Source organism: Oceanicaulis sp. (genome assembly GCF_965249665.1).
GTDB lineage: Bacteria > Pseudomonadota > Alphaproteobacteria > Caulobacterales > Maricaulaceae > Oceanicaulis.
Genome location: NZ_OZ252247.1, coordinates 1,827,529 through 1,853,618, shown reverse-complemented (window position 1 = coordinate 1,853,618; position 26,090 = coordinate 1,827,529). Strand labels below are relative to the sequence as shown.

21 protein-coding genes are annotated in these 26,090 nt (G+C 62.7%); 6 read left to right on the top strand and 15 right to left on the bottom strand.

Going from position 1 to position 26,090, the window contains the following annotated elements; all coding sequences use genetic code 11:
* Positions 1–18 precede the first annotated feature (18 nt).
* The 4 genes from ACP154_RS08910 to ACP154_RS08895 form a co-directional block, all read right to left on the bottom strand.
* Positions 19–2,136 (bottom strand): protein-disulfide reductase DsbD family protein, encoded by a 2,118-nt coding sequence (locus ACP154_RS08910; RefSeq protein WP_421859804.1) that lies wholly within the window; start codon positions 2,134–2,136, stop codon positions 19–21.
* Positions 2,137–2,319: 183 nt separating this feature from the next.
* Positions 2,320–3,138 carry a SapC family protein gene (locus ACP154_RS08905; RefSeq protein ID WP_421859806.1) on the bottom strand — a complete coding sequence of 273 codons (819 nt, stop codon included), beginning with the start codon at positions 3,136–3,138 and terminating at the stop codon, positions 2,320–2,322.
* Between the two features lie 155 nt (positions 3,139–3,293).
* Positions 3,294–3,941 carry an OmpW/AlkL family protein gene (locus ACP154_RS08900; RefSeq protein WP_107712646.1) on the bottom strand — a complete coding sequence of 216 codons (648 nt, stop codon included), beginning with the start codon at positions 3,939–3,941 and terminating at the stop codon, positions 3,294–3,296.
* A gap of 130 nt (positions 3,942–4,071) precedes the next feature.
* Positions 4,072–6,219: a TonB-dependent receptor gene (locus ACP154_RS08895; protein ID WP_421859808.1), complete on the bottom strand. Its 2,148-nt coding sequence runs from the start codon at positions 6,217–6,219 to the stop codon at positions 4,072–4,074.
* 172 nt (positions 6,220–6,391) lie between these two features.
* Here ACP154_RS08895 and ACP154_RS08890 point away from each other — a divergent pair, with 172 nt between their 5' ends.
* The gene (locus ACP154_RS08890) at positions 6,392–6,823 is read left to right on the top strand and encodes a transcriptional repressor (RefSeq protein ID WP_107712644.1); all 432 of its coding nucleotides are present in this window, start codon (positions 6,392–6,394) and stop codon (positions 6,821–6,823) included.
* Between the two features lie 85 nt (positions 6,824–6,908).
* Positions 6,909–7,832: a thioesterase family protein gene (locus tag ACP154_RS08885; RefSeq protein ID WP_421859810.1), complete on the top strand. Its 924-nt coding sequence runs from the start codon at positions 6,909–6,911 to the stop codon at positions 7,830–7,832.
* Positions 7,833–7,847: 15 nt separating this feature from the next.
* Here ACP154_RS08885 and ACP154_RS08880 read toward each other — a convergent pair whose 3' ends face one another.
* Positions 7,848–8,804, bottom strand: coding sequence for a tetratricopeptide repeat protein (locus ACP154_RS08880; RefSeq protein ID WP_421859812.1), 957 nt, complete (start codon positions 8,802–8,804; stop codon positions 7,848–7,850).
* Between the two features lie 60 nt (positions 8,805–8,864).
* A complete protein-coding gene (locus ACP154_RS08875; protein ID WP_421859814.1) occupies positions 8,865–9,764 on the bottom strand; it encodes a hypothetical protein in 900 nt (299 codons plus the stop codon).
* 103 nt (positions 9,765–9,867) lie between these two features.
* Between ACP154_RS08875 and ACP154_RS08870 the strand changes: the two genes are divergently transcribed.
* Complete coding sequence (locus tag ACP154_RS08870; RefSeq protein WP_421859816.1) at positions 9,868–11,040, top strand: DNA cytosine methyltransferase; 1,173 nt, start codon at positions 9,868–9,870, stop codon at positions 11,038–11,040.
* A 2-nt stretch (positions 11,041–11,042) separates the two neighbouring features.
* A complete protein-coding gene (locus ACP154_RS08865) occupies positions 11,043–11,462 on the top strand; it encodes a very short patch repair endonuclease (RefSeq protein WP_421859818.1) in 420 nt (139 codons plus the stop codon).
* On the opposite strand, the gene ACP154_RS08860 is transcribed toward ACP154_RS08865, so the two are convergent.
* The 9 genes from ACP154_RS08860 to ACP154_RS08820 all read right to left on the bottom strand — a co-directional run bounded on the left by ACP154_RS08860 (position 11,459) and on the right by ACP154_RS08820 (position 21,114).
* A complete protein-coding gene (locus ACP154_RS08860) occupies positions 11,459–12,349 on the bottom strand; it encodes a LysR family transcriptional regulator (RefSeq protein ID WP_107712638.1) in 891 nt (296 codons plus the stop codon). The two genes, ACP154_RS08865 and ACP154_RS08860, sit on opposite strands and share 4 nt — an antisense overlap.
* 567 nt (positions 12,350–12,916) lie before the next feature.
* Positions 12,917–13,069 carry a hypothetical protein gene (locus tag ACP154_RS08855; protein ID WP_421859820.1) on the bottom strand — a complete coding sequence of 51 codons (153 nt, stop codon included), beginning with the start codon at positions 13,067–13,069 and terminating at the stop codon, positions 12,917–12,919.
* Between the two features lie 32 nt (positions 13,070–13,101).
* Positions 13,102–13,479: a hypothetical protein gene (locus ACP154_RS08850; RefSeq protein ID WP_421859822.1), complete on the bottom strand. Its 378-nt coding sequence runs from the start codon at positions 13,477–13,479 to the stop codon at positions 13,102–13,104.
* Between the two features lie 183 nt (positions 13,480–13,662).
* Entirely contained in the window at positions 13,663–15,855 is a 2,193-nt protein-coding gene (locus ACP154_RS08845; protein ID WP_421859824.1) for a 3-hydroxyacyl-CoA dehydrogenase NAD-binding domain-containing protein, read from the bottom strand.
* A gap of 24 nt (positions 15,856–15,879) precedes the next feature.
* Positions 15,880–17,088: an acetyl-CoA C-acetyltransferase gene (locus tag ACP154_RS08840; protein ID WP_421859825.1), complete on the bottom strand. Its 1,209-nt coding sequence runs from the start codon at positions 17,086–17,088 to the stop codon at positions 15,880–15,882.
* Entirely contained in the window at positions 17,081–17,506 is a 426-nt protein-coding gene (locus ACP154_RS08835) for a hypothetical protein (RefSeq protein WP_133724983.1), read from the bottom strand. The genes ACP154_RS08840 and ACP154_RS08835 overlap by 8 nt, the downstream gene beginning before the upstream one ends.
* A complete protein-coding gene (locus ACP154_RS08830; RefSeq protein ID WP_421859827.1) occupies positions 17,507–18,673 on the bottom strand; it encodes an acyl-CoA dehydrogenase family protein in 1,167 nt (388 codons plus the stop codon).
* Positions 18,674–18,746: 73 nt separating this feature from the next.
* Positions 18,747–20,528: an acyl-CoA dehydrogenase C-terminal domain-containing protein gene (locus tag ACP154_RS08825; protein WP_421859829.1), complete on the bottom strand. Its 1,782-nt coding sequence runs from the start codon at positions 20,526–20,528 to the stop codon at positions 18,747–18,749.
* A gap of 94 nt (positions 20,529–20,622) precedes the next feature.
* Complete coding sequence (locus tag ACP154_RS08820; protein ID WP_133724980.1) at positions 20,623–21,114, bottom strand: MerR family transcriptional regulator; 492 nt, start codon at positions 21,112–21,114, stop codon at positions 20,623–20,625.
* Between the two features lie 165 nt (positions 21,115–21,279).
* Here ACP154_RS08820 and ACP154_RS08815 point away from each other — a divergent pair, with 165 nt between their 5' ends.
* Positions 21,280–22,731 carry a hypothetical protein gene (locus tag ACP154_RS08815; protein WP_421859831.1) on the top strand — a complete coding sequence of 484 codons (1,452 nt, stop codon included), beginning with the start codon at positions 21,280–21,282 and terminating at the stop codon, positions 22,729–22,731.
* 197 nt (positions 22,732–22,928) lie between these two features.
* The gene (locus ACP154_RS08810) at positions 22,929–26,084 is read left to right on the top strand and encodes a peptidoglycan-binding protein (protein ID WP_424993779.1); all 3,156 of its coding nucleotides are present in this window, start codon (positions 22,929–22,931) and stop codon (positions 26,082–26,084) included.
* Positions 26,085–26,090: the final 6 nt, after the last annotated feature.

Genomic DNA, 26,090 nt, shown 5'->3' with positions numbered 1-26,090 from the left:
ACTCCCCTAATATGCGGCCTATTGTACGGCTTCGTTTACAGATTGGATCACCAGCCCTCCGGTCAAGAGCGGCGGCAAAACGTCAGGAGCGCCCGAATTGGCGGGATACATCAGATAGAGCGGCACGCCCGCTGAGCCGTGACGCGCCAAAGCGGCGGCGATCTCAGGATCCTGATTGGTGAAATCAGCGCGGAACAACGCCACATCATGCTCGGCGAAGGCCGCTTTCACGGCCCCTTCAGACAGTGCGCCGAGCTTGTTCACCTGACAGGTTACGCACCAGGCGGCGGTGAAATCCACAAACACCGGACGCCCGGCGGCTTGCGCCTCCAACACGGCGCTTTCGCTCCAGACCGCCCACTCGCTTTGCCCTTGCACCGTCTGGCTGACCGGCTCCATCCGCGCGGTCACCGACAAGGCGCCCAGCGTCAGAACGACGCCCACAAGCGCCGCCGCGCGACCCGCCAGTCCTGACAATCCCAGCGCCCAAACCGTGAAGCTGGCCGCCAGCAAGGTCAGCATGAGCCAAAGCGCGCCGTTTGGGCCCAGCTGAGCGGTCAGCACCCAGACCAGCCAGATCGCCGTGGCGAACATTGGAAAGGCCAGAATCTGCCGGAACCGGGTCATCCAGGGCCCCGGCTTTGGCAGCAACCCCAGAAGCCCCGGGCTGAAGCTGACCAGCACGAAAGGCAAGGCGAGGCCAACGCCCAGAAAGGCAAAAATTGTCAAAGACGCCAGCGCCGGCTGGGTCAAGGCGAAGGCGAGCGCGCCCGTCATGAAGGGCGCCAGACAGGGCGCAGCGACGAAGACTGCAAGCACACCGGTCAAGAAGGCGCCTTTGCGTCCGCTATCCTTGACGCCAGACCCCACAGACTGAAGCGAGGTTCCGATCTCAAACGCCCCCATGAAGTTCAGACCGATCAGGAACATCAAGGTGGCGAGCCCCGCCACGACAAGCGGCGCCTGAAGCTGCATGCCCCAAAGCGCAGGCAAGCCTGCGACGCGCAGGATCAACAGCAATCCGCCCAGCACCAGGAATGTTCCGATCACGCCGGCTGCGAACATCAGGCCCAGCGTCCGTGCTTCGCGTTTATCCGCCCCGCGCTTTTCAACCAGCGTGAGCGCTTTCATCGACAGGACCGGGAAGACGCACGGCATCAGATTGAGGATCAAACCGCCCAGCAGCGCCAGACCGGCAGCCTGCAGAAAGCTGACCGATTGCGGCGCAGGCGCGAGCGTCCCATTGGCGTCAGAGGCCGGGCTCTGCACAGCTGCAGGCACGGCGTTCAGATCATTCACCCGCAATCCGTTGCGCGCCGTGATCATGACCGCTTCTTCTGTCCATTCATCACCGCGCTGCGCCGTATAAACGAGCACCCCGGACCGCGCCTGATCGACACCATTACGGCTCAGATACCCAGCTGTCAGATCCAGACGCAGGTCTTCGCCTTCATGCACAAGGGCTTGATCGGCGGCGTGATCGATCACACCGGAAACATAGGGGTAAAATGTCAGGTCCGAGAGCGCTGCATCCGCAAAACGCGGCCCGCTCAAGGTCAGCACCAACCCGGTGCTGTCACCGTCCAGCCCGGCGCGCAAGTTGTCATCTTGGACTGGCGCCTGAGCAAGAGCCTGAGAGATCAGCGCCTCCCCCGCCGGATCTAAGGCGGACCCGCCCACCTCAAGCGTGATTTCGACATCGGCCTCTTCGGGGATGCAGATATCTTCACAAACGAGCCAGGTGGCGAATGCAGTGATCGTCAGCGGTCCCGGCGCGGCGTTGCCGGGCACGGTCACCGGAACCGGCAGCGTGACTTCAGCGGAATAGCCATAATTGGTCAAAGGACCGAGATCATAGCTGTTCGGCGCCGGCCAGATCATCTCGCCTGCGCGCCAGCCGTCCGGCAGCGACAGCTCAAGACGGGTCGGCTCGCCTGAATCGCCTGGATTGCGCCAATATGTGTGCCAGCCAGGCGTGATCGTCTGGTGCAGGGCGAGATGAAACGTCTCGCCAGGTTCGACCGCGCGTCGGTCAGAGACCAAGCGTGCGTCCACCATGGGGTCGCCAGAGCCAAACTGCGCCAACGCCGGTGCTCCGGCCATCAGGATCAGTAGTACTGCGAGCAGTCGGAACACGTTGGGGGACTCCTTGGGTCGCGTCACAGATCAGCGGTCTGATCATCTCAGCCCTGATATAGCCGCTTCCACCGGCCGGGCGAAACCGCTCTGACGGGGTTGTGATGCACCGGCGTGAGCGCGCAAAGAAAACCGGCCGGAGCGTCGCCCCGGCCGGTTTCATCATGTTCGCTTTTGACGCGCTTAGGCTTCAGGCGCTGCGGGGGGCGGCGGAGCGCCAACACCGTTATTGCGGGATGATGCGCGTGCGATGAGCGTTTCCCACTGCGGCATGGACAGCATGTGCGCGTAGATCGCGCCCAGATAGGTGTTGTCGCGCAGCTCAGCCAGAACCTTAGGTTCAAGCTTCTGCAGTTTCTCGCCGGAAATGCCCCAATAGCTGGCGACGACCTGCGGTTCGCCTTGCGGCTCGCCATTGGCGTTGCGCGGCTGGAAGGTCGCCTGCTGCTGGTCAAACAGGTCCAGCTCGTTCAAGCGCTTCACGAACGCTTCGGTCAGAGCCACATCGGATTCAAACCGGCGCACAAAATCGATGGCGCGGTTGGTGAACTCGGTCGGCTCGCCCTTGTCGTTGAAGAAAGGCTGTTCGGGATTGTCCGAGAACAGGTGGGAACCGGTGTCCACGCAAACGGTGAAGCGATCGCTGTCCGGGCCATGATTGGCGGCCACAAACGGGTAGCGGCGCACAAAAGCCGGCAGATAGGCGAAACGCTCATACTCACCCGTCGCCGGATCCACGAACAGGTTGGCGCCGGCCTGCAGGCCCATGGCGGCGACCGGGGTTTTGTTCTCACCCAGGAAGATGATCGGGAACCGGGCGCTCGCAGCGCCGAACTCGCCTAGAGTGACCGGCACAAAGTGCGAGTCTTTCAGGAAATCGAACGGGCGGTCGCTATAGCGCAGACCTTTGCCCTGATGCTCTTGCGGGTTCAGTGGCTCAGGTTTTTTATAAAGCGGCAAGGACCCGGACAAGGTCGGCTTGGTGGCGGCGGCGTCAGCCATGGGGCTCCCCCTCTTGAAACGTTGATGGATCGTTAGCGCAGACCTGCCCTCGAGGCAACATAACGGGACACACGCGCCAGGATCATTCGTCCCAATGCAAGACGGGCGCCCCGCAGAGCGGGACGCCCGTCCGATACCTGGCTGTGGAAGCGGACCTAGTAACGCCAGCCGAAGCCGACGCCGACAATCCACGGATCGATGTCCACGTCTGCATTGACGACAGCGCTCAGCGCCGTGGTCGCGTCAACTTCCACATCCGTATTGATCCAAACCTTCTTGACGTCGAAGTTCAGGAACCAGCGCTCATTGAGGGCGTAATCAACGCCAGCTTGCAGCGCGAGACCGAAGGACGGGTCATAGTCGATACCGTCAAGAATGGTGCCTGAGGGCAGATCGTCGTTGAAGAAGATCGTGTAGTTCACGCCCGCACCCACATAGGGCCGGACCTGACCTTCAGGATTGAAGTGATATTGCAGGGTCAGGGTCGGCGGCAGCAAGGTGACGTCGCCCAGGTCCAGATCGCCCACCGCTGTGTTGACAGCCGTCACATCATGCGGCGTCACGCCCAGGATCAGCTCGGCGGCGATGTTGTCGGTGAGGAAGTAGCTGATGTCGAATTCCGGCACCACAGAGGTGTTGATGTCCACATCACCACCAATGGTCTGAATGTTCGCACCTTCATCGGGCTGGACCGTGATGGCGCGCAGGCGGAACTGCCAGTCGCCTTTTTCAGCAAAGGCCGCCGGAGCGGTCATGCCCGTCAGTGCGACAACGCCAGCGGCTGCAAGAAGTAGCTTTTTCATGGGTTCGTCCCCTTTCCCATAGTTTGGATGGGGACTTTCTGCGCCCGGTTTCGCGCGCAGGATATATGGCAAGGCGCCGCGCGTCCGCCTGACGCGCGGCGCCCTGCCGCAGGGAGGGGAGTCCCCGCTATCAGAAGCCGGCGCGGATCGCGATCCGGAAGGAACGCCCCGGCAGCGGGACCATGTCTTTGAGGAAGGATGTGTGCACCCGACCTTCTTCATCGGTGAGGTTGCGCACGCCCAGAACCACACGCACGTCACGGTCAGCGAACGGAGTGACCTCGAGATCAGCGTTGTACATCACATACCCCTCCGTCTCGGTTTCGAAACTGGTGGTTTCATCCTGCTCCGCGACCAGATGCGCCTCGCCCCGCACCGACCAAACGCCTCGCTCGGCGATCAGAGCCAGATTTGAGGAGAGCGGCGGAATGCGCGGCAGATTTCCGCCGTCATCAAGCTCGCCGCGGACATAATCAAGGCTCGCCTCACCCGACATCGCCCAACCGCGAAGTTCGCCCAGGTCTGCGTTCACTTGCGCTTCAAAGCCATAAAGCTGCGCATCCGCCTGGCGATACTCAAAAACGTCAAACCCGTCTTCTTCCTCACCCGTCGGGAACAGGCCGATAAAGCCGTCATAGTCGGCGAGGAAAAGATTGGTTTCGGCGGAAATCCGGCCCTGCGCATAACGCGCGGTCACTTCGCCGGACCAGGCCACTTCCGTATCGAGATTGAGATCGCCGCGCTCATAGGCGCGGGTCGCCACGTGGGGGCCATCCGCGAACACTTCTACATCCGTCGGCGCGCGCTCAGTGCGTGACAGGGTCGCGGCCAGGAACCAGGCGTCGGTGGGACGTGAGAAGATCGAGCCCGACCCTGAATAGGTGTCAAAGGACCGGTTCGCGCGCTGACCGCTCAGCTCGCGCGTTTCTGCGCGCAGGCCGGCCTCAACGCCCCACAAGCCATTATCCCAGCGCTCAGTGATGAACGCGCCCCAGTCCTGGGTGGTCACCGGTTCGATATAGGCTTCCTCGCCCAGAGCCGAGAAATCCTGCGTCAGAACCTGCACGCCCAAGGCGCCCTGGCGGTTATCGCCATGGTCGTGCGCCAGCTCGATGCGGCCTTCAAACCCGTCTTTCTCAAATCGGGTGCCGACTTCGCCGTCTTCCAACTCCACATGCATGTAATCGGCATGGGCGAAGCTCCAGCGCACGCGATTGAACAAGCCGTCCCGGTTCAGCTCTCCACGCAGATCAATGCGGGTCTGTTCGAGCACCAGACGCGGCGCGTCTTCGCCGTGTTCATGCTCGTGCTCATGGTCATGGTCCTCGTCATGATCGTCATCATGATCTTCGTCTTCATGATCGTCTTCATGGGCATGGCTGTGCCCGGGCAGGCCGTATTCAGCGTCGGTTTCTTTCACTGAAACACCGATATAGCCCCAATCGCGAACCAGGGAGACAGCGCCGGAATAGGTCTCGAACGTGAAGTCTGAATCCGGAACTTCCCCAAAGGCGGGCTCTTCCTCGCCCTCGTGTTCGTCGTGGTGATCTTCATCCTCGTCATGATCGTCGTCGTGATCATGATCCTCGTCTTCGTGATGTTCTTCACGCAGAGCTTCGGTCTCGGCGAAACCGGGAATATCGAAAGCACTCCCCTCGCGGCGCAGCCCTTCAATCTGAACCATCAGGCCGTCAAAGTCGGCCTTGACGCGCCCTGCCGCCTGGACGCCCTCATCCACGCTGGTCGCGCCCAGATAGGCAAAACCGTCGATCACGTCTTCATTGCGCTGGGTCGGGATCCGGCCATCCAGCACATTCACCACGCCGCCGATCGCGCCGCCGCCATAAGCGATCGCCGCAGGGCCGCGCAGCACTTCGATCTGCTGGGCGCCCAGCGCTTCAGCGGACACCGCGTGGTCCGGGCTGGAGCTGGAGGCGTCGAGCGTCGCCAAACCGTTCACCAGCATGCGCACCCGGTCCGCCCCCAGGCCGCGAATGATCGGACGCCCGGAAGCGGGGCCGAAATACGTGCTGTTCACACCGGGCATGCGGCTCAGCGTGTCCGCGATATTGCCGTTCAGATTGCGTTCGATGTCTTGCGCCGAAATCAGGTCCACAGACCCCACCATCTCGTCGCTCTGCAATTGCATCGGGGTGGACAGAACCACGATGACGTCCTGCGCCTCATCGTCAGTCTGAGCAAACGCCTGCGGTGCAGCCAGCGCCAGCAAGCTGACAGCGGCGCCGATACGGCGTGCATAGGGAGTGTAGGCGGACATGATGAAGACCCCGTAATGTTATAGTATCTCACTGCGTTACGTCATAACGTCACCCTCTTGGTGCATCAAGTGCGGAGTCCCACTTATATGAAGTAGGCGCCCCGCCCTTGCGCGGAATTGCTGGCTGGCCCTCAGGCTCGCCCTCTCTGCCGAATGCCGTTAGGATGAAACCATGACCAATGCGATTCAAACGCTTGACGCCGCAGAACGGTTTTGCGCCGAACGCGGCCTGTCGCTGACGCCCGTGCGTCGGCGGGTTCTGGAATTGCTTTTGGAGGCAGGCGGGCCAGTGAAAGCCTATGATCTGTTATCCGCGCTCAAACCCGGTGGCGTCGCCCAGCCCCCAACTGTTTATCGCGCGCTCGACTTTCTCACCCGCGCCGGGTTGGCCCACAAACTTGAAGCCTTGAACGCTTACACGGCGTGTCTGAACGGCGACGAACACGACCCGTGCACCGGCTCCGCCGAGCTGTTCATCTGTGAAGCATGCGGCACTGTGGACGAGCGTCATATGCATCGCCCTGTGATGGATACGCCTGAAGGCTTTGCCATCACCCGCAGCGTCATTGAGCACTATGGCCAGTGCCGAAAGTGTGTGAGCTGACCCCGACCGCGCGACCTCTCCCCAGCGCCTGACAGATCGCGCGAAGCGCCCTAGCCTGTCCATCCATCATCAGGGAGCCCGGCGAATGCAGATTTTGTGGCGCGGCAACGCAAATTCTTGGGAATGTGACGAGCTGGGCCATCTCAATGTCCGCTTTTACATGGCCAAGGCGCAAGAAGCGCTGGCCGGGCTTGCGGACCGGCTGGGCATGCATCTCGCTTTCGCCCCGGACGCCACCGCCACCTTGATCCCGCGCGACATCGTCATACGCTTTCTCGCCGAAGCGCGCCCGGGGGCGCCGTTACGGATTTCAGGCGGGGTGACCAGCCATGACGGCGCCAGCCTGACCGTGGCCATGATCCTGTATCACGCGGCCAGCGACACGCCGGCCGCCACTTTTGAAATTCGCGCCGAACATTGCGCCGCCGCCACGGGCCGGGCGTTCAACTGGCCCGTGCGCAGCCTCAAGGCGCTCAGCCTGAACGAGGTGGAACGCCCCGCACTGATGACCCCGCGCAGCCTGAGCGATACGCCGCCCAGCGCGGCGCTGTCGGTTGCTGCGGCGAATGCGCTAGGCCTCCAGGAGATCGGACGCGGCCGCATCAATCGCGACGAGCTGGACGCCTTTGGACGCATGCGGGCCGAGTTTGGCATCGGCAAGGTCTCAGACAGCGTCATTCATTTCAGCGACGGATTTCCCGAGCAATGGCAGGCGTTCGCCAGGGGCGAGCCGCTCACCGTCGCCAGCGCCGTTTTGGAGGCGCGTCTGAATTTCCGTCATTTCCCCGCCCAAGGCGAAGGCTATGTGCTGCGCTCCGGACTGAAATCAGTAACGGACAAGGTGCGCACCCTTATTCACTGGGCGCTCGATCCGGTCTCCGGCAAGCCGTTATGGAGCATGGAAGCCGTGGCCTGCATGCTGGATCTTGAGACACGCAGGCTGGCGCCGGTATCGCCGGAACAGCTCAAGCAGCTGCAATCGAAGACGCAGCCGGATCTGGTGTTTTAGAGCCCCGGCGCCAGATCAGTTTCCGCCCGACCCCGCCAACTCCCGCGCTCGACGTGCAGCCATGCGCGCCTGTACGGCTTGCCCATCGGTGCGCGCCGCGCCAGCGGCGGTTTCAAACAGCTCCGCTGCTGCCTGATGATCATTTTGATCGCTCAGAATGCGCGCCAAGCCAAGCGCTGCCTGAAAATGGCGCGGATCAAACGCCAGAACGCGCTGATAAAGCGCGACGGCGCTTTCGCTGTCGCCCAGGCTGACCAGACAGTCAGCATGGGTGGAAAGAAGGTTCAAATCCCAAGGCGCATCCACCAGACGGGCGGCGCTGTCCGGACAGACGCTTTCATCAATCACCAGGTCACCGCCCAGCGCGCGCATCTGCGCTTGCGTGCCGGCGGCCGAGCCCGGCGACGCGGGTTCGGAGGCCAGATCCTGCGGTGCGGACGCGGCGTCGCGGGCGCTGCCGGCGCTGTGCTGATCGGAAGTCCCAGAGGCCTGGGACGGCGTAGAAGAAGACGAAGTTTCACCAGGCTCTGACGCTGATAAAGGGGTCGGGCCGGGCACTGCGCCCTGCTCGCTGGCGGGCGTGCGCGGCGGTGAGCGACGGATCGGCGCAGACTGTCCGGTGACGCCTGTCAGCGTGACCAGCACGCCGCCCTCTCGCACTTCGGCCTGACCGCCGGAAAAGGCGCCGGACATTGAAATCGACACGCCATTGGGCGCCTGGCTCAGCGCCAGGGTCGAAACCGGTCCGCGGACAGCCGGTTCGATCTGGCGCGACTGGTCGAGACTGACCCCGTCCACATGCAGGACGAGCCCGGATCCAGGCTGAATTTCAACGCTCTGCGGCTGCGTATCAAAAGCCAGCCAAAGCTGGGTCCGCCCCTCTGACTGAAGCAGCGAGACATCGCGCAGCTCCGCCTGAGCGGTGGTGCAGCACAAAGCGGCCAGAGCCGATGCAGTAAGAAGCCGTATCATCATAGCGTCCTTGTGCCGCGAGTCGTTGGGCGTGCGCCAGACATCACTGGTATGAGAGACTTATCGGGGTCCGGGCCGCAGCAAAGCGACAGGGCCGGACTGACACACATCATATCCCAGCGCGCCCAGAACTTCGCCGCCCTCTGAACGCACGCGCTCATACACGGCGCAGGCCTCTCCGGCCTCCGGCACGGCATCCATGATAAAGAAAGGATCCGCTTCGCCAGGCTGAAGCGGCGCCGTCTCAGCCACAACGCGCCAGCGCGCAGCGTCGTTCTCAAGCACGCAATCCCAGCGCCCAGACTCACCAAAACGCATCCGGACGACGGGCGTTTCGCCCTGATCTGACACATGCAGCACCTGCGCGCGGCCTGCACCGCGCACAAACGTCATGGATGACGCCCGGCTTTCGTCAAGGCAGGTGCGGATCAGGGGCAGATAACGCGGCAGGGCTTCGCTCCAGCTCACATGCGGGCCGATCTCAGCGGCGCAGCCCTCATAAGAGCCGCCGGCCGCCTCAATCCGGGCGAAGCGTGCATAGACCCGGCCGTTCACCCGGCAGACGCCCGCCTCCAGCTCAACGGTCATCGACAAGCCGTCTTCGTCCTGGCCTTCAAAGCGTCGCACGCCATCGTGAAGCCAGGCTGCTTCCGGGCGCAAATCGGCATGACGGGTCACCTCCCCCTCTACCGCATGGGCGTAAGCCGCGCGGACCCGGTTGCCCTCTTCGAGATAATGCAAGTCCCCATAGAACCCGGCGCCGTCGATCTGGTAGCCGGAGCGCGGAATATCATCCGGTCGCTCAGACGGCGCCAGTGAAGGCGACGGCGCCGCAGCATCCTCTGTCGATGGGGCGAAACCAGCAACGGGCGAAAGATCGGACTGCGATGTCTGGGCGCACGCTGAGAGAAGCAGGGCGAGACCGCAGAGGCCGACGAGCCGGAATTGGACAGGTTTCATGATATTGCTCCTGGCGCATATGGGCCAAGCCCCTGACGATTGCGGCGCAGTTTAGCGCCCAGTCCGGCTTCGCTCCAAGGGCCAAGCCTGTATGCTGGAGACCATGCGCAGTGATTCCCGATACGGCTATTACGAGTTCTTCTGTGGCGGCGGGATGGCGCGCCTGGGCCTGGGCGCGCATTGGCGCTGCCGGTTCGCCAACGATATCGACACCGACAAGGCGAAGGCCTATCGCGCCAATTTCGGCGATGAGCATTTCCACCAGGGGGATGTTTGTGCGCTGAACGCCGCTGATCTTCCGGGCGAAGCTGATCTCGCCTGGGCCAGTTTTCCCTGTCAGGATTTGTCTCTGGCGGGAAACCGCAACGGTCTGGCGGGCGAGCGCTCGGGGGTGTTTTACGGGTTCTGGCGTTTGATCGAGGCGCTCAACGCGGAAGGCCGGGGTCCAAAACTGATCGCATTGGAAAACGTCACCGGACTTCTGACCTGTTCAGACGGCGCCGATTTTGAAGCCCTGTGCCGAACCCTGGACGAAGGCGGCTACCGGGTCGGAGCCCTGGAGATCGACGCGCGCTGGTTTGTCCCGCAATCGCGCCCGCGCCTGTTCGTGGTGGCCCTGCGCAAGGATATTCCCATCCCAGACGAGCTGGTGCTGGAGGATGCGCCGGACGGGATTTCCCCCTTCCACACCCGCGCCGTGCGTCGCGCCGCAGAGCGCCTGCCGGACGCCCTGAAAGCCAACTGGCTGTGGTGGGCCCTGCCCGTGCCGCCCCTGCCAAACCAGGTGTTGGGCGATCTGATCGAGCCGAGCCGGCGCACGCCGTGGCATAGCCCTGAAGAGACCAAGCGTCTGCTCGCCATGATGAGCCCGGCCAACACCGCCAAGCTCAAGGCGGCGCGCCAGTCAGACACCCCGATGATCGGGGCGCTCTATCGCCGGACCCGGATCGAAAAAGGTGAACGCAAGCAACGCGCCGAGGTCCGCTTTGACGGGCTGGCGGGATGCTTGCGCACGCCCGGCGGCGGCTCATCGCGTCAATTCATTGTCTCCGTCCGCTCCGGCCGGGTCCGCACCCGGCCGATGACGGCGCGCGAATATGCCCGGCTCATGGGATTGCCCGATGACTACACCCTGCCCCAGCGCGAAAGCGCAGGCCTGCATTTGGCGGGTGACGGCGTCGCCGCGCCGGTGGTGGCGTTTCTGCGCGAAGGCCTGTTCGAACCGATCCTGGAACACGCCCGGGCGGTGCTGAGTGCGAGCGAACCTGCGGAGTAAAGATGTCGCGCTCACCCCACGATGTCTTCAGCCCTGAAGAGCGCTCGCGGGTGATGCAAACCGTCAAGAGCAAGGACACCAAGCCTGAAATGATCGTGCGCCGCCTGGCGCATGCTTTGGGCTATCGCTTCCGACTGCATCGCAAGGACCTGCCGGGATCGCCGGACCTCGTTTTTGTGGGCAGGAAGAAAGCCATCTTCGTCCATGGCTGTTTCTGGCACGGCCATGATTGCAAGCGCGGATCACGCCAACCCAAGACCAACGCCGACTATTGGCGCGCCAAGATCGGGCGCAATGTCAGCCGGGACGCCGCGAGCCTGCAAGCGCTGGACGATCAAGGCTGGCGGGCGCTGGTGATCTGGGAGTGCGAGATGAAGGACCGAACGGCGCTGGCGGAACGACTAAAGGGCTTTCTGGATTAGAGCCCGTCCGAGAACCAGTCCACCAGATGATCGACCAGCAAACGGACCCGGTGGGCGAGAAAGCGGTTGGACGGGAAGACCGCCCACAGATCGCGATGGTCCGGCGCCCAGTCCGGCAAGATCTCGACCACGCTGCCATCGTCCAGGGAGGTATGCGCCGCCCAGGCCGGCAAGGAGGCGATGCCCGCGCCATTCGCCGCCGCGCAGACCGCCGCCCGGGCGCCATGAAGCGTCAACCGGCCGGACACTTTCACCTCGACAGCGTCATCCCCGCGCTGAAACCGCCACTGATTGGGAGCGGATTTGTTGCGGTCGATAATGCAGTCATGCTGCGCGAGGTCATTGGGATGCTTTGGCGCGCCGGCCGCTGCAAGATAGGCCGGGCTGGCCACGAGTTTGAGCGGCGCTGGCGCGAGCCGTCGCGCAATCAGGCTGGAATCGCCCAGCTGACCAATGCGGACGCCCAGATCAAAGCCTTCATCCACCAGATCGACCATACGGTCTGAGAACTCGAGCCGCACCTCGACGCCTGGCCATTGCGTCATGAATTCCGTGATCGGCTGGATGAGGCGCGAGGACCCGAAATCCACTGGCGCCGAAATCCGCAAAACGCCTGCCGCCGCGGCCTGCTCGGCCACCAGGCCGTTCTCGATGGCGTCATATTCAGCCAACCAGGGCCCGACCCGCTCGAGCAGGGCGCGCCCGGCATCTGTGAGACGGACCGACCGCGTCGTCCGCTCCAGCAGGCGCGCCTGCATGCGGTCTTCCAACGCCGAAATCTGCTTGGAGGCGGCGCCCGCCGTCATCCCGAGCCGTTCAGCCGCGCGGGTGAAGCTTTCCAGTTCCGCCACAGCAGCGAAGAGGCGAAGCGCGTCGATCCGGTCCATGTGTTTCCTTACGGGAAAGGGTGTGTGGCAATGCGACCGTATTATAGCCCCTCTATGGGTTTGTCATCTTATCCGCGCGTCACGCGCCATCGGCCGCTGCACGATAGGCGACACTCCGAAACAATTCTCAGGGATACGGGGGGCGCTGACCCATCGCCCGGCCCCGCAGGATGATGCGGGGCGGCGGGCGATGGAAGCGCTGGAGCGTGGCAAGGCCAGTGGCCGAGCACACCAGGCTGTCGGCCCCCAGGGGAGAGGCCGGAAGTTGGGCGGCAGCTGAGGGGAAGCCGCCCGTCAGGACCGAGGGAAGCCTGACATATCGGATGATGTTGAACTTGAAAGCAAACAAAGTCTACTCAAGTCAGCACCTTTATCCGACCCTCACATTTAAACAATAGCGCGATTTTTACTCAAGCACTTTGGTTAACAAATATGTTAATAAACGGAATATTCGCAATGTTTCAAAAGGTAGCCAAACGCCTTCACTGCAAGCACATGGCGCTATCAAGGCTCAGGGCCGACGGGGTGTGCGTCATGCGCGCTCCGTCGGCCCTGTTATAGCAAGCCTCAATCATCATCCTCGGACGCGTGTTCGGAGGGGCCGGGATTGGGAAGTTCGTCGGCCCGGGCTGCGTCTGCGCCGGCTTCACGGCGGCGCTGGGCCTCTTGGTCGAGCGATTCTTCAGTCTTGGATGTCGACGTCTGCGATGGTGTATTCACATCGTGCTCCTTTGTCCGCGACACGCTGTCAATTACCCCTCTCCCGGTCGGATGGGCGGAGGGTCAGAGGCCGGAAACGTGTCGTCCAGCGCCTCATCCAGCTTGTCGTCTTTCTCGTCTTCGCTTTGATCGGGTTTTTTCGGCGTGTTCTCGCGATCCGCGTCAGCCACACGCTCGACCACGTCTTCACGCGCCCCCAGGCGACCGGCGGAATCCTGAGCCACCTTTTCGCCAAAGCGCTCGCCGCGTCCGCCATCCAAAGCCTGATCAACAGGTACGGTCTGGTCACCCATCTTGGCGTCGTCGGGACGAAGCTGACCCTTGCGGTCCTCAGATTTCGTTTCGTCAAACGCTTCAGAAAACGCCTGATTATCGGCAGGTGCGGTCTCGGTGGTGTGATGGGAGGCCATTGGGATCCTCCTTCTTTGCTGTTGCTTGTCCTAAAGCAACGCACACACAGCCGCCGCGTTCCGAGAAAGATCAGTCATGAAGGCGCATGTCAGCACGATCAGCTCTCTAAAATTGGCGGGTGCGCTAACAATAAAAAGGCCGGGCGAAACGCCCGGCCTTTTCAGTTCGGTCTGTGACCTGACTTACGCAGCTTTCGCCGGGGCGAAGCGGCCATAGAAGGTCTCGCCTTTGCTGGCCATGTCGCGCAGCAGGGCGGGCACTTCAAACGGCTTGCCGTATTTCGCTTTCAGCGCATCCGCGCGTTCCACAAAGGCTTTGGCGCCGATGGTGTCGATATAGCTCAGCACACCGCCGGTATAGGGCGCAAAGCCCCAGGCGAGGATAGAGCCGACATCGGCTTCGCGCGGGTCAGCCACGATCTCTTCTTCCATCGTCCGGGCCGCTTCGATGGCCTGGGCGTAGAGGATGCGATCTTTGATTTCCTGCACGTCCGGCTGCTCGTCGAGCAGCTTGCCGTTCGGAGCGAACTGATCGAGCTCGTCCCAGAGCGACTTGCCTTCGTCGGTATAGACGTAGAAGCCCTTCTGGTTCTTGCGGCCATAGCGGCCCAGCTCGTACATCTTCTCGATGACTTCTGCGTTCGGGGTGTCTTCAAACGCGTCGCCAAGATCCTTCTTGGTCTGCTGAAGCACCTTGTAGCCAAGATCAATCGCCACTTCGTCCTGCAAAGAGAGCGGGCCGACCGGCATGCCGGCCATCTTGGCCGCGTTCTCGATCAGGGCCGGCTTCACGCCTTCGGTCAGCAGGTACATGCCCTGCTCGATATACCGCATGACGCAGCGATTGGCGTAGAAGCCGCGGGTGTCGGCGACGACGATCGGAGTCTTCTTGATCTTCGCCACGAAATCCAGGCACAGCGAGATGGCGCGACCGCCGGTTTTCTCGCCCACGATCAGCTCGACCAACATCATCTTCTCGACTGGCGAGAAGAAGTGAACGCCGATGAAGTTCTCCGGACGCGAGGAGGCCTCGGCCAGAGAAGAGATCGGAATGGTCGAGGTGTTCGAGCCAAAGATCGCGTCCTTCGGCATATGCTCTTCAGCCGCCTTGGTGATCTTGTGCTTGAGTTCGGAGTTCTCAAACACCGCTTCGACCACCAGATCGACGTCTTTCAGAAGCGAGTAATCGGTGGTCGCGGTGACCAGATTGGTCTTCGCGTCCGCCGCGTCCTGAGTGAGCTTGCCGCGCTTGACGCCCTTGGCGAAGTGCGCCGCCACATGGGCCTTGCCCTTGTCCGCGCCTTCCTGGTTGACGTCAATCAGCACCACTTCAATGCCGGCCTGAGCCGACACGGTGGCGATGCCCGCGCCCATGAAGCCCGCGCCGATAACGGCGATCTTCTTGATCTCGGCTTTCTCTTCGCCTGCCGGACGACGAGCGCCTTTTTCAAGCGCCTGCTTGGACAGGAAGAGCGAGCGGATCATGTTCCGGCTTTCCGGGCGCATGAGCAGCTTGGTGAAATAGCGGCTCTCGATGCGCAAGGCGGCGTCCATCGGCACCTGCAGGCCTTCATAGACGCAGGACAGGATGTAACGCTGGGCCGGGTAGTTGCCGTAGGTTTCCTTGAGCAGCATCGGGGATGCCCCCATGAAGACCTGAAGGCCGGCGGGATGGTAGGGGCCGCCGCCGGGGATTTTGAACTTGTCCTGGTCCCAGGGCTGCTTGCCGCCCATCGGATCGGCTTTGACCAGTTCCTTGGCCTTGGCCACGATCTCTGACAGCGGGGCGATCTCGTTCACCACGCCTTGCTGCTTGGCTTTTTCAGCGTCGAGCTGTTTGCCCTGCAGCATGATCGGAGCGGCGTTCATCACGCCGATCAAACGCGGCAAACGCTGGGTGCCGCCGCCGCCCGGAAGAACGCCGACAAGGGCTTCAGGCAAGCCGAGCTTGGCGCCCGTATCGTTCGCCATGACGCGGTAATGGCAAGCGAGCGTGACTTCAAAGCCGCCGCCCAGCGCCAGACCGTTGATGGCCGCTGCGATGGGCTTGCCGCAGGTTTCAAGATTGCGCAGGGACTGGTTGAGGCGATAGGCGGTCTCAAACAGTTTCGCCTTGGCGTCCTCTTCGGACATGCCCTTGAGGTCGGCCATGCCGCCGCCCAGCTCGGACAGGTCGGCGCCGGCGCAGAAAGCTTTTTTGCCCGACGTGATGACCGCGCCCTTGATGGCGTCGTCAGAGCTGATCTTTTCGACGATCTGCCCCATCTCCTGCATCACAGCGTTGGACAGAACGTTCATGGAAACGTTGGGCGAGTCAAAGGTGATGAGCGCGATGCCGTCGCCATCCACCTCGAATTTGAAATGCGTGTAGGTCATGGATAGTGCCTCAAATCTCGATAATTAAACGCGCTCGATGATGGTCGCCGTGCCCATACCGCCGCCGACGCAGAGCGTGGCGAGGCCGGTGGACTTGCCGGTGCGTTCCAGCTCGTCAAGCACGGTCCCGAGGATCATCGCGCCGGTGGCGCCCAGCGGGTGGCCCATGGCGATGGCGCCGCCGTTCACATTGGTCTTGGAGTGCTCAACGCCCAGATCTTCCATGAAGCGCAGCACGACCGAGGCGAACGCCTCGTTCATCTCAAACAGGTCAATATCGGACGGGCTCATGCCGGCTTTGGCGAGCGCCTTGCGCGCAGACGGCGCCGGGCCGGTCAGCATGATGGTCGGCTCGGAGCCGGTGGACGCCATGGCGCGGATGCGGGCGCGCGGCTTAAGGCCGAGCTTTTCGCCCATTTCCTTGGAGCCGACGAGGATGGCGGCGGCGCCGTCCACGATGCCCGAGGAATTGCCGGCATGGTGGACGAAATTAATCTTCTCGATGTCGGGGTATTTCTGCATCGCGACCTTATCGAGGCCCACAAACGCCGACAGATCCTTAAAGGACGGCTTGAGGCTCGCCAGCGACTGCATGTCGGTGCCGGGGCGCATATGCTCATCATGGTCAAGCTGGGTCAGGCCCAGCTGGTTTTTCACCGGCACGACAGATTTGTCGAAGCGGCGCTCTTTCCAGGCCTGCTCGGCGCGGTTCTGGGATTCGATCGCATAGGCGTCCACATCGTCGCGGGAATAGCCGTACTTGGTGGCGATCAGGTCCGCAGACACGCCCTGAGGCACGAAATAATGGTCAAACGCCATTTCCGGGTCGACCGCCATGGCGCCGCCATCAGAGCCCATCGGCACGCGCGACATGGCTTCCACGCCGCCGCCAATGGCGAGATCAGCCTCGCCGGACATGACTTTCGCAGCCGCGAGGTTCACAGCTTCCAGACCCGAGGCGCAGAAGCGGTTGACCTGAAATCCTGACGCGGTCTCGGCATAGTTCGCATTCAGCGCGGCGGCGCGAGCGATGTCGGCGCCCTGCTCGCCTACCGGCGACACGCAGCCCAGCACCACATCGTCCACAAAGGACGTGTCGAGATTGTTGCGATCACGGATCGCCTCAAGCTGCTGGGTGGCGAGCTGCAGCGCGGTGATTTCGTGCAGCGAGCCATTCTTCTTGCCTTTGCCGCGCGGTGTCCGCGTGGCGTCATAAATATAAGCGTCAGTCATAAAGGGATCCTCCCTGGGTTGAGGGGTAAGCCGCGCCGCAAGCGTGGCGTATCCATTCGTAATGCCCGTCCGACACGCTGAGGGTGTCTTCACTGACGGGTGTGAGCATGTGCGTGTTGTCCGCCATCAGCTGGCCTTCGGCCTGGCACCGGGTGCGAGCGGCGATCCGGTCGCCGTCCCGGGTCAGATTGAGGACCTCGCAAGAGCGCTCGTAAAGCTCGAGGCGCTCTGGCGAGAGGCGGAACATCCCCTCTTGCGGGCACGAGGCGTCAAGGCCCCATTGCCCGGAGAAGGTTTGTTCAAAATAGGCGCGAACCGAAGACGGCTCGGACGGGGCCGCCTCCGGTTCCGCCGTGTCCGGCGTGCAGGCGGCGAGCAGGACGCTCGCCGCACAGAGTATGACACGCCGCGCGATCACCTAGAGCGTCCGCGCGATCAAGAGCTTCATGATCTCGTTGGTGCCGCCATAAATGCGCTGCACCCGTGAGTCCCGCCACATGCGGGCGATCGGGTATTCGTTCATGAAACCGTAGCCGCCGTGCAACTGCACGCATTCGTCAATCAACTCGCACTGGATGTCGGTGCACCAGTATTTCGCCATGGACGCGGTCGCGGCGTCGAGCTGGCCCTTGATCAGAAGATCGGAACAATGCTGGACAAAGACCTCGGCGATGGTCGCCTTGGATTTGAGCTCCGCCAGCTTGAACTGGGTGTTCTGAAAGCCGATCACCGGCTTGCCGAACGCCTGGCGTTCCTTGACGTAGGTGATGGTTTCATGAAGCGCACGCTTCATCATCCCCACAGCCTGAACCGCGATCTGAAGGCGCTCTTGCGGCAATTGCTCCATGAGCTGGAAGAAGCCCTGCCCCTCTTCCTCGCCCAGCAGCGCTTCGGCGGGAACCTTCATGTCCTCAAAGAACAGCTCGGCGGTGTCCTGGGACTTCATGCCGACCTTGTCGAGATTGCGGCCCCGGCGGAAGCCGTCCAGCCCGTCTGTCTCGACCAGGAACAAAGAGGTGCCCTTGGCGCCGCCCTTGGGATCGGTCTTGGCCACCACGACGATGAAATTCGCCATGCCGCCATTGGTGATGAAGGTTTTCGAGCCGTTGATCTTGTAGCCATTGCCGTCTTTCACGGCTGTGGTCTTGATGCCCTGAAGATCAGATCCGGCGCCCGGCTCGGTCATTGCGATGGCGCCGACATACTCGCCCGAGACCAGCTTGGGCAGCAGGCGTTTTTTCTGCTCTTCGGTGCCGTAATGCCAGACATAAGGCGCAACGATGGAATTGTGCAGGCTGGCGCCCCAGCCATCCACGCCCATCTCAGCGACCGCCATGTGGAAGGCGTAGTCATGGCGCCAGTCGCCGCCCGCGCCGCCATATTCTTCAGGCGCCGCCGGACACAGAAGGCCGTTTTCTCCCGCCTTGGTCCAGACCTCCCGGTCCACCGAGCCTTCTTTCTCCCAGCGGTCGCCATGAGGCAGGCATTCCTTCTCGATGAAACCGCGCACGGCCCCGTCGAAAATATTCACGTCTTCCTGGTCCAGCCATTCCGGCTTTGGCACGTTTAGAACTTGCGCCGTCATTGATGTCTTCCTCCCAAGTCTTTCTTGCATAAAAGCCCCCCGCCAGCGGGGCGGAGGGCTTTCATGATCCGTCTCAGAACGCTTCGGCTTTAAGCGTCATCATGGTCTCGGCGCCGGTTTCGATCCGGGCCAGATGCGTGTCCGCCTGGGGCAGCCAGCGCTCGACGAAGTATTTCGCCGTGACCAGCTTGGTGGCGTAAATCGGGTCGCTGTCGTCTTTCTTGCCAGCGGCCACTTTGGCCATTTTCGCCCACATATAGGCAAAGCAGGTCAAACCGAAGAGATGCATGTAATCGGTCGAAGCGGCCCCGGCATTGTCGAAATTCTCAAGACCTTTCTCGACCAGCCAGTTGGTGGCTTTCTGGAGCTTGGCCTTCACATCGGCCAGACCGTCCACATAGATCTTCAGATCGGCGTCGCCCTGATTTTCGGCGATGAACTCGTCCAGCTCGCCAAAGAAGGTGTTGATCGGACGCATGCCGGCCATGGCCAGCTTGCGGCCCACCAGGTCGAGCGCCTGAACGCCGTTGGTGCCTTCATAGATCAAGGTGATCCGCGCATCGCGCAGCAGCTGCTCAATGCCCCATTCGCGGGTAAAGCCCGAGCCGCCATGGACCTGCAGACCGGTGGAGACGCTGTCATAGCCCTTGTCGGTCAGATAGCCTTTCACGATCGGGGTCAGCAGCGCCATGTAGTCGCCCGCCTTTTCGCGCACGGCATCGTCGGTCGCCTTGTGCTCGAGATCGCCCTGCAGCGCCGTCCAGTAGGTGAAGGCGCGCGCGCCTTCCACAAACACTTTCTGGTCCATCAGCATGCGGCGCACATCAGGGTGCACGATGATCGGATCGGCAGGCCCGTCAGGGTTCTTGGGCCCGGTCAGCGAGCGCCCCTGGATGCGGTCTTTGGCGAAGGCCAGCGAGTATTGGTAGGCGGTCTCCGCCAGGCCCAGGCCCTGCAGACCCACGCCCAGACGCGCCTCGTTCATCATGACGAACATGATCTTGAGGCCCTTGTTCTCTTCGCCCACGAGCCAGCCCTTGGCCTCGTCATAATTCATGACGCAAGTGGCGTTGCCGTGAATGCCCATCTTCTCTTCCAGGCCGCCGCACTGAAGCGTGTTGCGCTCGCCCGGATTGCCGTCCGCGTCCGGCAGGTATTTCGGCACCACGAACAGGGAGATGCCTTTGACGCCCTGCGGCGCGCCCTCGACCCGCGCCAGCACCAGGTGAACGATATTGCCGCTCATCTCGTGCTCGCCGGCGGAGATCCAGATTTTCTGGCCGGAAATTTTGTAGCTGCCGTCGCCGTTCGGAACCGCCTTGGTGCGCAGCAGACCCAGATCGGTGCCGCAATGGGGCTCGGTCAGGTTCATGGTGCCCGACCATTCGCCGGAGAACATTTTCGGCAGGTAAAGGTCTTTCTGCTCCTGGCTGCCGCCCACCAGCAAGGCTTGCGCCGCGCCATTGGTCAGGCCCGGATACATGCCGAACGCCATGTTGCAGCTGGTCACCATCTCGTTGAAGGCGAGATTGAGATAATGCGGCAGAGCCTGACCGCCGAATTCCGCGGGCGCAGACAAAGCCGTCCAGCCCGCTTCGGTCATCTGGTCATAGGCGTCCTTGAAGCCAGTCGGCGTGGTCACGACGCCGTCTTTCAGGGAACAGCCTTCATGGTCGCCGACCTTGTTGAGGGGGTGCAGAACGCCTTCGCAGAACTTGCCGCCCTCTTCGAGAATGGCGTTGACGATGTCCTCGGACGCGTCTGCGAAGCCGGGAATGTCACTGTATTGCTGGACGTTGAGCAGCTCGTTCAGGACGAACGTCTGATCGCGATTTGGGGCCTTGTAATCGGGCATTTGAACCGTCTCCGTGTGGAACGAGGGGGTTATAGGCATGGGGCCATGTCGGCCAGCGCGCGTCGAGTCCTGTTACGGTCTCTTCGCGAAAGCGTCATGTGGGGTCATCGGGCGGATGCCCTGACCATTGGGTCAAACGTGCAGACGCCAGCGCCTCAAACGCGGCGGCGCGCCGTTTGATGTCTTCAGAAGGCTCTCGGTCCGCCAGGCGTTCTTCCAGCCAGGCGCAGCCCGCATTCAATTCCGCCAGCGCATCTTCAATATCATTGCGCTGCTGTTCAAGCGCGGCGATTCGGGCGCGAAAACGCCCCAGATTGCGCGACAAGGTTTCATGAGAGCGTGTGGCCAGCGCTTCGAGGTCGAGCATTTCGCCGATCTCTTCGAGGGAAAACCCCACGCGGCGGCCGCGCAGTATCAGCGACAAACGCGCCACATCACCGGGCGTATACCAACGCGATCCGCCCCGCCGCTTGGGATTGAGCAGGCCTTTCTGCTCGTAAAACCGCAAGGTGCGAGGCGTGACGTCGAACTTCTCCGCAATTTCGCGGATGGAAAGATCGGCCTCTGGGATCACAGCATCTGTCATGGGAGTGAGTGTATGCCGCTTGACGTGAACGTCAACGTCAATCTGTTGGCTTGCATGTGACACTCTCAACCTTGTCTCACTGGCGCCTTGACCGCGCCGCATTCCTCGATTGATTTGGCGCTTAACTGAAGCAGACTCGCCGACGTCTCGGCCAAGGATTTGCAAATGCGCCTGTTTGCGTTCGCCGCCTGCCTTCTTCTGACACCCGCTGCGGGCGCTCAGACTGCGCCGGATTTGCACGAAACTCTTGACGAAATACACGCCGCCTGGCGGGTCGAAACATCGCGCACCAGCTCGATCGACACTCTTAATGATCAAACGCGCGTGGCGCGCTATGGTCGTGACTGGGCCAGCTGGGTCACGCAAGCGGACAGTCAGATGTGGCTCGACATGTCCCAAGGCGCCCTGTTCGCCCGGGCGGCGGATCAGGACATTGTCGTCCGCACCAGCCTTTACGCAGAAGCGCGCCGTCATCTCGACATCTATGTGGCGTTGAGCGAGGGCGGCCGTCGGGATGTGATCAGCTTTGGCAATGCCGGCACGTTTGATCGGGTCTGGCTGGAAGCGGCGACCGGTGTGGCGAGCCAGACCGGAACGCTTGCGGTAACCGATACGCCGACCGGCTTCATCGCCCTTTATAACGATCAAGTCGTTTTCAGCGCTGATTATGGGGCGGAGGGTACGCGTTGCGACGCGCCTGCGATCGGGCCCGAGCACGCCCCCAGCGCGCTGGCCTGGCTGCCCTATGTGGCTCCGATTCATCCAGACATTATGGATCGCCTGTCTGCAGACGCCCGCTTCCCCTGCGCGTTTTCATTCGTGGTTTACAGCCCCGACAGCCCGGCCGGGCGTCTGGAGCGCTGGACCCGGACTTCAGAAATCGACGCGCCAGAACCTGTCATGCCGCCCATGCCGCTAGACAGCGAGCCGGTTTATGCCGGCGCAGACCGGCTGCACGCCGTGCTGACCGCAGCGACCGACACGCTGGACGGTGTTTATGGAGCCGGGCCGGATACGGCCGACTTTTTTGAAGAAAGCCAGCGCCTTCAGGAAGAAGGTGATTTTGCCGGCGCTTTGCTGGTTCAAATTCAGGAAACCCATCATTTCGGCCCCTGCCCGGAAGCCTCGATCGGCAGCGCCCGGCTGACTTGCGCCTATGCAAGCGCGCTCGCTCTGGCAGGCCGTCAGGACGACAGCTTTCAAGCGCTCGCCGCTGGACTTGATGCGATGCAACGCAATAATCCAGCCCTCGCAGTCGAACGCTTCGCGCCCTTTATTGAGCGTGAAGGCCATGCCGGAGCCGCCGCCCGCTTGCTGACCGCAAACGCCCTGATCGCCTGGGGCCGGGTCGGGTTGCAGGCGCGGCCCGATCTGGATCCGGCGCAATTGCTCGCGGAATCTTTGATCATGGATCCTTTTGCGCCTGACCCCTATTGGCATCTGGGGCAACGCTATCTCGCGGCGGGCGCGCCGGGGCCGGCCTGGTCGCTTTTTGACCTGGGCCGTCAACTGCCTCGGCCCGTCGAAGCCTCGCCTCTGGCGGAGGCCGATACGCTGGAAGCTCGCATGTCAGACCTGGCGCCACACTGGCTGCCCCATGTCGAAACCGACCGCTGAAACGATTCTCTCCAGTTTAAGAGAGATTTACGAGGCGTTAACCGCATCACCTGCTCTTGATTAAGGTGTGAGTCCATGCGTTCGCCTCGTGGGCGGTGATTCCTTGTGGAATACCAGATATGGCGCCTGCCTGACTGGTTTACACAATATTAACCGCGTCTATAGGGTCGACCATGGAAGAGTGGAGATGAGTCGGCATGCCGCCTGTGGCGCCTTGGAGTGTGAAAGGGATTGATCCCCGCGCCCGCGCCCTCGCCAAATCAGCGGCGAGGCGTGAAGGCATGACTTTGGGCGAGTGGCTGAACCGCGTCATTCTCGATGACGGCGTCTCTGAAACCGCCAAGGACTGGGATGATCAACTGTCACGCTTTCCCGGATTTGGCGGCGGCGATGACGGCGGTCCCGGTCATGACGACCAACTGACCGAACTTGTGCAGCGCCTCTCAGACCGCATGGAAGCGTCCGAACGGCGCTCCACCCAGGCGCTCTCTCATATCGATCAATCCGTCACCGCGATTTCGCGCCGCCTCGATCTGATTGAGGACAGCGTCGATGAAGAGGGCGAGACGGCGCAGGACGCCATCAAGCGCACCCGCGCCCATCAGGACGAAATTCTGGAACGCGTGCGCCGACTGGAGCGCGCCGGGCCTGGCGCTGGCGCAGATCCGGCGGCGCTGAAATCGGTCGAAACCACGGTCGGCAAGCTGGCGGGTCGGCTTTACGAGACCGAGCGCGATGTCCGCTCCGAGCTCGACAATCTCGCCCACAAGGAAGAGCGCCGACGCGACAGCGCCGAGCGCGGGCTGGAAAAACTCGGCCAGCGCCTGGAGGACACTGAAAAGACGCTCAGCGGCGAGACCCGTGACCTGCGAGAGCTGGTGGAGACACGGGACCAGCGCACGCAGTCTCTGCTCAGCGATCTGCAAGACACCTCACGTTCGCTGCAAAGCCGCATCATCTCCGCAGAAGGCGCCACCCAGCGGGCCGCCGAAGCACTGGCGGGATCGCAGGAAAAGCTTGATCATCGTCTTCGCCAGCTTGAGACCGTCCAGTCTCAGGCTCTCAAGGACGAGGATGTGCAACGCCGCATTGATGCGCTGGCGCGCGAAGTTGCGGATGTGATCCGCGAAACGCGCAGCGAATGTGCGCGTCAGATCGCCGAAGTCTCAAAGAGCGCTGACAGTCCGCGACTTGAGCGCGCACTGGCGGAGGCCGAGGCCCGGCTTCGCGCCGCCGAACAGCGCCAGTCTGACGCCTTGCAACGCATAGGTAGTGAAGTGGCGCGCATGGCCCGCGCCGTGGATCAGCGACTGGATCGGACGGAGCAGCGCCTTCAGCGCCGCCTGGACGAAGACGAAGCCAAACGCCAATCCAAGCAGGACCGCTCCGATCTCGAAGCGCGTCTTGAAAAGGTTCGCCAAGACAACACGGTCGCCGTGCGGCGGATTGGAGAACAGGTGGCGAGGCTTGGGGAAAACTTGGCGGACCGCGTCCAGCAAGCCGAGCATCGCTCGGCCGAGGCGGTCGAAGCAGCGGGCGAACGCATGGCCCAGGTTGTAGAACGTCTAGAACACGCGCGCTCGTCCAATGGCGAGCAAGACCTTGAAACCCGTATCCGCGCCTCTGAAGAACGCACGGCGGAGCGCATCGATAAGGCCATGACGGGCCTGCACGAGCGGCTCGACCAGGCGCGCCAGGATACAAGCGAAGCGCTGTCGCCGGTCCAGAAGGCTATGAATGCGCTGGCCGAACGGCTGGAAGCCATCGAGGGCCGCAAGGGCAAGTCCAAAGACAAGGATTCGTCAAAAGCCATCGTGCGCGAAGCCGCAGACGCCATCGACGACTTCAGCAAACCCCTGCCCGAAGCGCCTGACAGCTGGGTCAGCAACACCGAAGCAGACGATGATTTCGCGCTGCCCGCCCATGATGATTTCGACATCAAGGCGGAGCCCGCACGCGCGTCATCCTTCACCCGCGCTGAGCCGGACCCCGGTCTCGCCCCGACCCCCAAGCCGCAGCCGGCGCCCCAACACCGCGCACCTGAGCCGCAGCCAGACGCGGCGCCGCGCAAACCGGCCGCCATAGGCGCGACGGCGGATGCGGATTTCCTCGCCAAAGCCAGAAAACAGGTTCGCGCCAATCGCGGCGGCGAAGCGGGCTGGACACCGCCAGTGGAAGCTGAGCAGCGCCGCTCCAACCGCACCTTGCTGCTGGGCGCCAGCGCGCTGGGCTTTCTGGCGGTCGCAGCAGCGGCGGGCATGCTGGTGATGGAGGCCATCAACGGCCCTGAAGATTCAGCCTTGAATGCAGACCCCAGCGCCACCCTGTCCAGCCTGTTCTCGGAACCGGCGGATTTAACTGCGGCGTCGGCGCCGGATCTGCGCGCCACGGACACTGAGGGCGCAGCGTCAGAGCCCGTGACTACGCCGCCTTCCCCGTCACAAGCAGAGCCGGCGGCGCCTGACGCGCAGGAAGCGACCCCTCCGCCCCCCGCCGCCCAGACACCGCCCCCTGCAGCCCCTGCCCCGCGTTCATCGGTGGATCCGGCGCCCAGCCTTGAGAGCGCCGCCGCCAATGGCGACGCCGTGGCGCGCTATCAACTGGCACTGCAACAACTGGACGAAGGCCGGTTCAGCGACGCCGCCGCCTTGATGCGCCGCGCCGCCGAACAGGACGTGCCTGCCGCCCAACGCCGCTTCGCCCTGATGCTGGCCAATGGCGAGGGCGTGCCCGCCAACCCCGCTTCGGCGAGAGACTGGATGGCCCGCGCCGCAGAAAACGGCAATGTCCTGGCCATGCATGATGCTGGCGGCATGTTCATTAACGCGGAATCCACGCCTGACTTTCAAACGATCGCGGCGCGCTGGTTCGAACAAGGCGCCCTGCACGGGCTGGTGGACAGCCAGGTGAATATTGCGCTGCTGTTCAAGGAAGGCTTCGGCGTTCCTGAAAGTGCGGCGGACGCCTATGCCTGGTTCACCATCGCTGCGAACGCCGGTGATGCGGAAGCGCGTAATTCCGCCGCCGAACTGCGCCCCATGCTGACGCCTGAACAACGCGCCGCTGCAGAATCAGTCGCACGCAATTTCACACCACGCGCCAGCAATCCTGAAGCGCAGGGCGAGTATCCGCCTCAGTCCTGGGAGGTCGGCGCGCTCGCCAGCCCCGACCAGATCGCCCGCACCCAGGCCTTGTTGTCTCAGCTCGGCTATCAGCCTGGCCCTGCCGACGGCATGATGGGCGCCCGCACGCGTGACGCCATACGCAGCTTCCGTCGCGCCGAGGGCCTGACGGTGTCAGATCAAGTGGACCGCACGCTGATCTCACGGCTTGAACAAGCCGCCGCCGGCTAGGCGCGG

Bases quoted from the DNA above. Each gene is read 5' to 3' on its own strand.
- ACP154_RS08905 (WP_421859806.1), bottom strand. From the start codon at position 3,138: ATGGCTGACGCCGCCGCCACCAAGCCGACCTTGTCCGGGTCCTTGCCG.
- ACP154_RS08900 (WP_107712646.1), bottom strand. From the start codon at position 3,941: ATGAAAAAGCTACTTCTTGCAGCCGCTGGCGTTGTCGCACTGACGGGC.
- ACP154_RS08895 (WP_421859808.1), bottom strand. From the start codon at position 6,219: ATGTCCGCCTACACTCCCTATGCACGCCGTATCGGCGCCGCTGTCAGC.
- ACP154_RS08890 (WP_107712644.1), top strand. From the start codon at position 6,392: ATGACCAATGCGATTCAAACGCTTGACGCCGCAGAACGGTTTTGCGCC.
- ACP154_RS08885 (WP_421859810.1), top strand. From the start codon at position 6,909: ATGCAGATTTTGTGGCGCGGCAACGCAAATTCTTGGGAATGTGACGAG.
- ACP154_RS08880 (WP_421859812.1), bottom strand. From the start codon at position 8,804: ATGATACGGCTTCTTACTGCATCGGCTCTGGCCGCTTTGTGCTGCACC.
- ACP154_RS08875 (WP_421859814.1), bottom strand. From the start codon at position 9,764: ATGAAACCTGTCCAATTCCGGCTCGTCGGCCTCTGCGGTCTCGCCCTG.
- ACP154_RS08870 (WP_421859816.1), top strand. From the start codon at position 9,868: ATGCGCAGTGATTCCCGATACGGCTATTACGAGTTCTTCTGTGGCGGC.
- ACP154_RS08865 (WP_421859818.1), top strand. From the start codon at position 11,043: ATGTCGCGCTCACCCCACGATGTCTTCAGCCCTGAAGAGCGCTCGCGG.
- ACP154_RS08860 (WP_107712638.1), bottom strand. From the start codon at position 12,349: ATGGACCGGATCGACGCGCTTCGCCTCTTCGCTGCTGTGGCGGAACTG.
- ACP154_RS08850 (WP_421859822.1), bottom strand. From the start codon at position 13,479: ATGGCCTCCCATCACACCACCGAGACCGCACCTGCCGATAATCAGGCG.
- ACP154_RS08845 (WP_421859824.1), bottom strand. From the start codon at position 15,855: ATGACCTACACGCATTTCAAATTCGAGGTGGATGGCGACGGCATCGCG.
- ACP154_RS08840 (WP_421859825.1), bottom strand. From the start codon at position 17,088: ATGACTGACGCTTATATTTATGACGCCACGCGGACACCGCGCGGCAAA.
- ACP154_RS08830 (WP_421859827.1), bottom strand. From the start codon at position 18,673: ATGACGGCGCAAGTTCTAAACGTGCCAAAGCCGGAATGGCTGGACCAG.
- ACP154_RS08825 (WP_421859829.1), bottom strand. From the start codon at position 20,528: ATGCCCGATTACAAGGCCCCAAATCGCGATCAGACGTTCGTCCTGAAC.
- ACP154_RS08820 (WP_133724980.1), bottom strand. From the start codon at position 21,114: ATGACAGATGCTGTGATCCCAGAGGCCGATCTTTCCATCCGCGAAATT.
- ACP154_RS08815 (WP_421859831.1), top strand. From the start codon at position 21,280: ATGCGCCTGTTTGCGTTCGCCGCCTGCCTTCTTCTGACACCCGCTGCG.
- ACP154_RS08810 (WP_424993779.1), top strand. From the start codon at position 22,929: ATGCCGCCTGTGGCGCCTTGGAGTGTGAAAGGGATTGATCCCCGCGCC.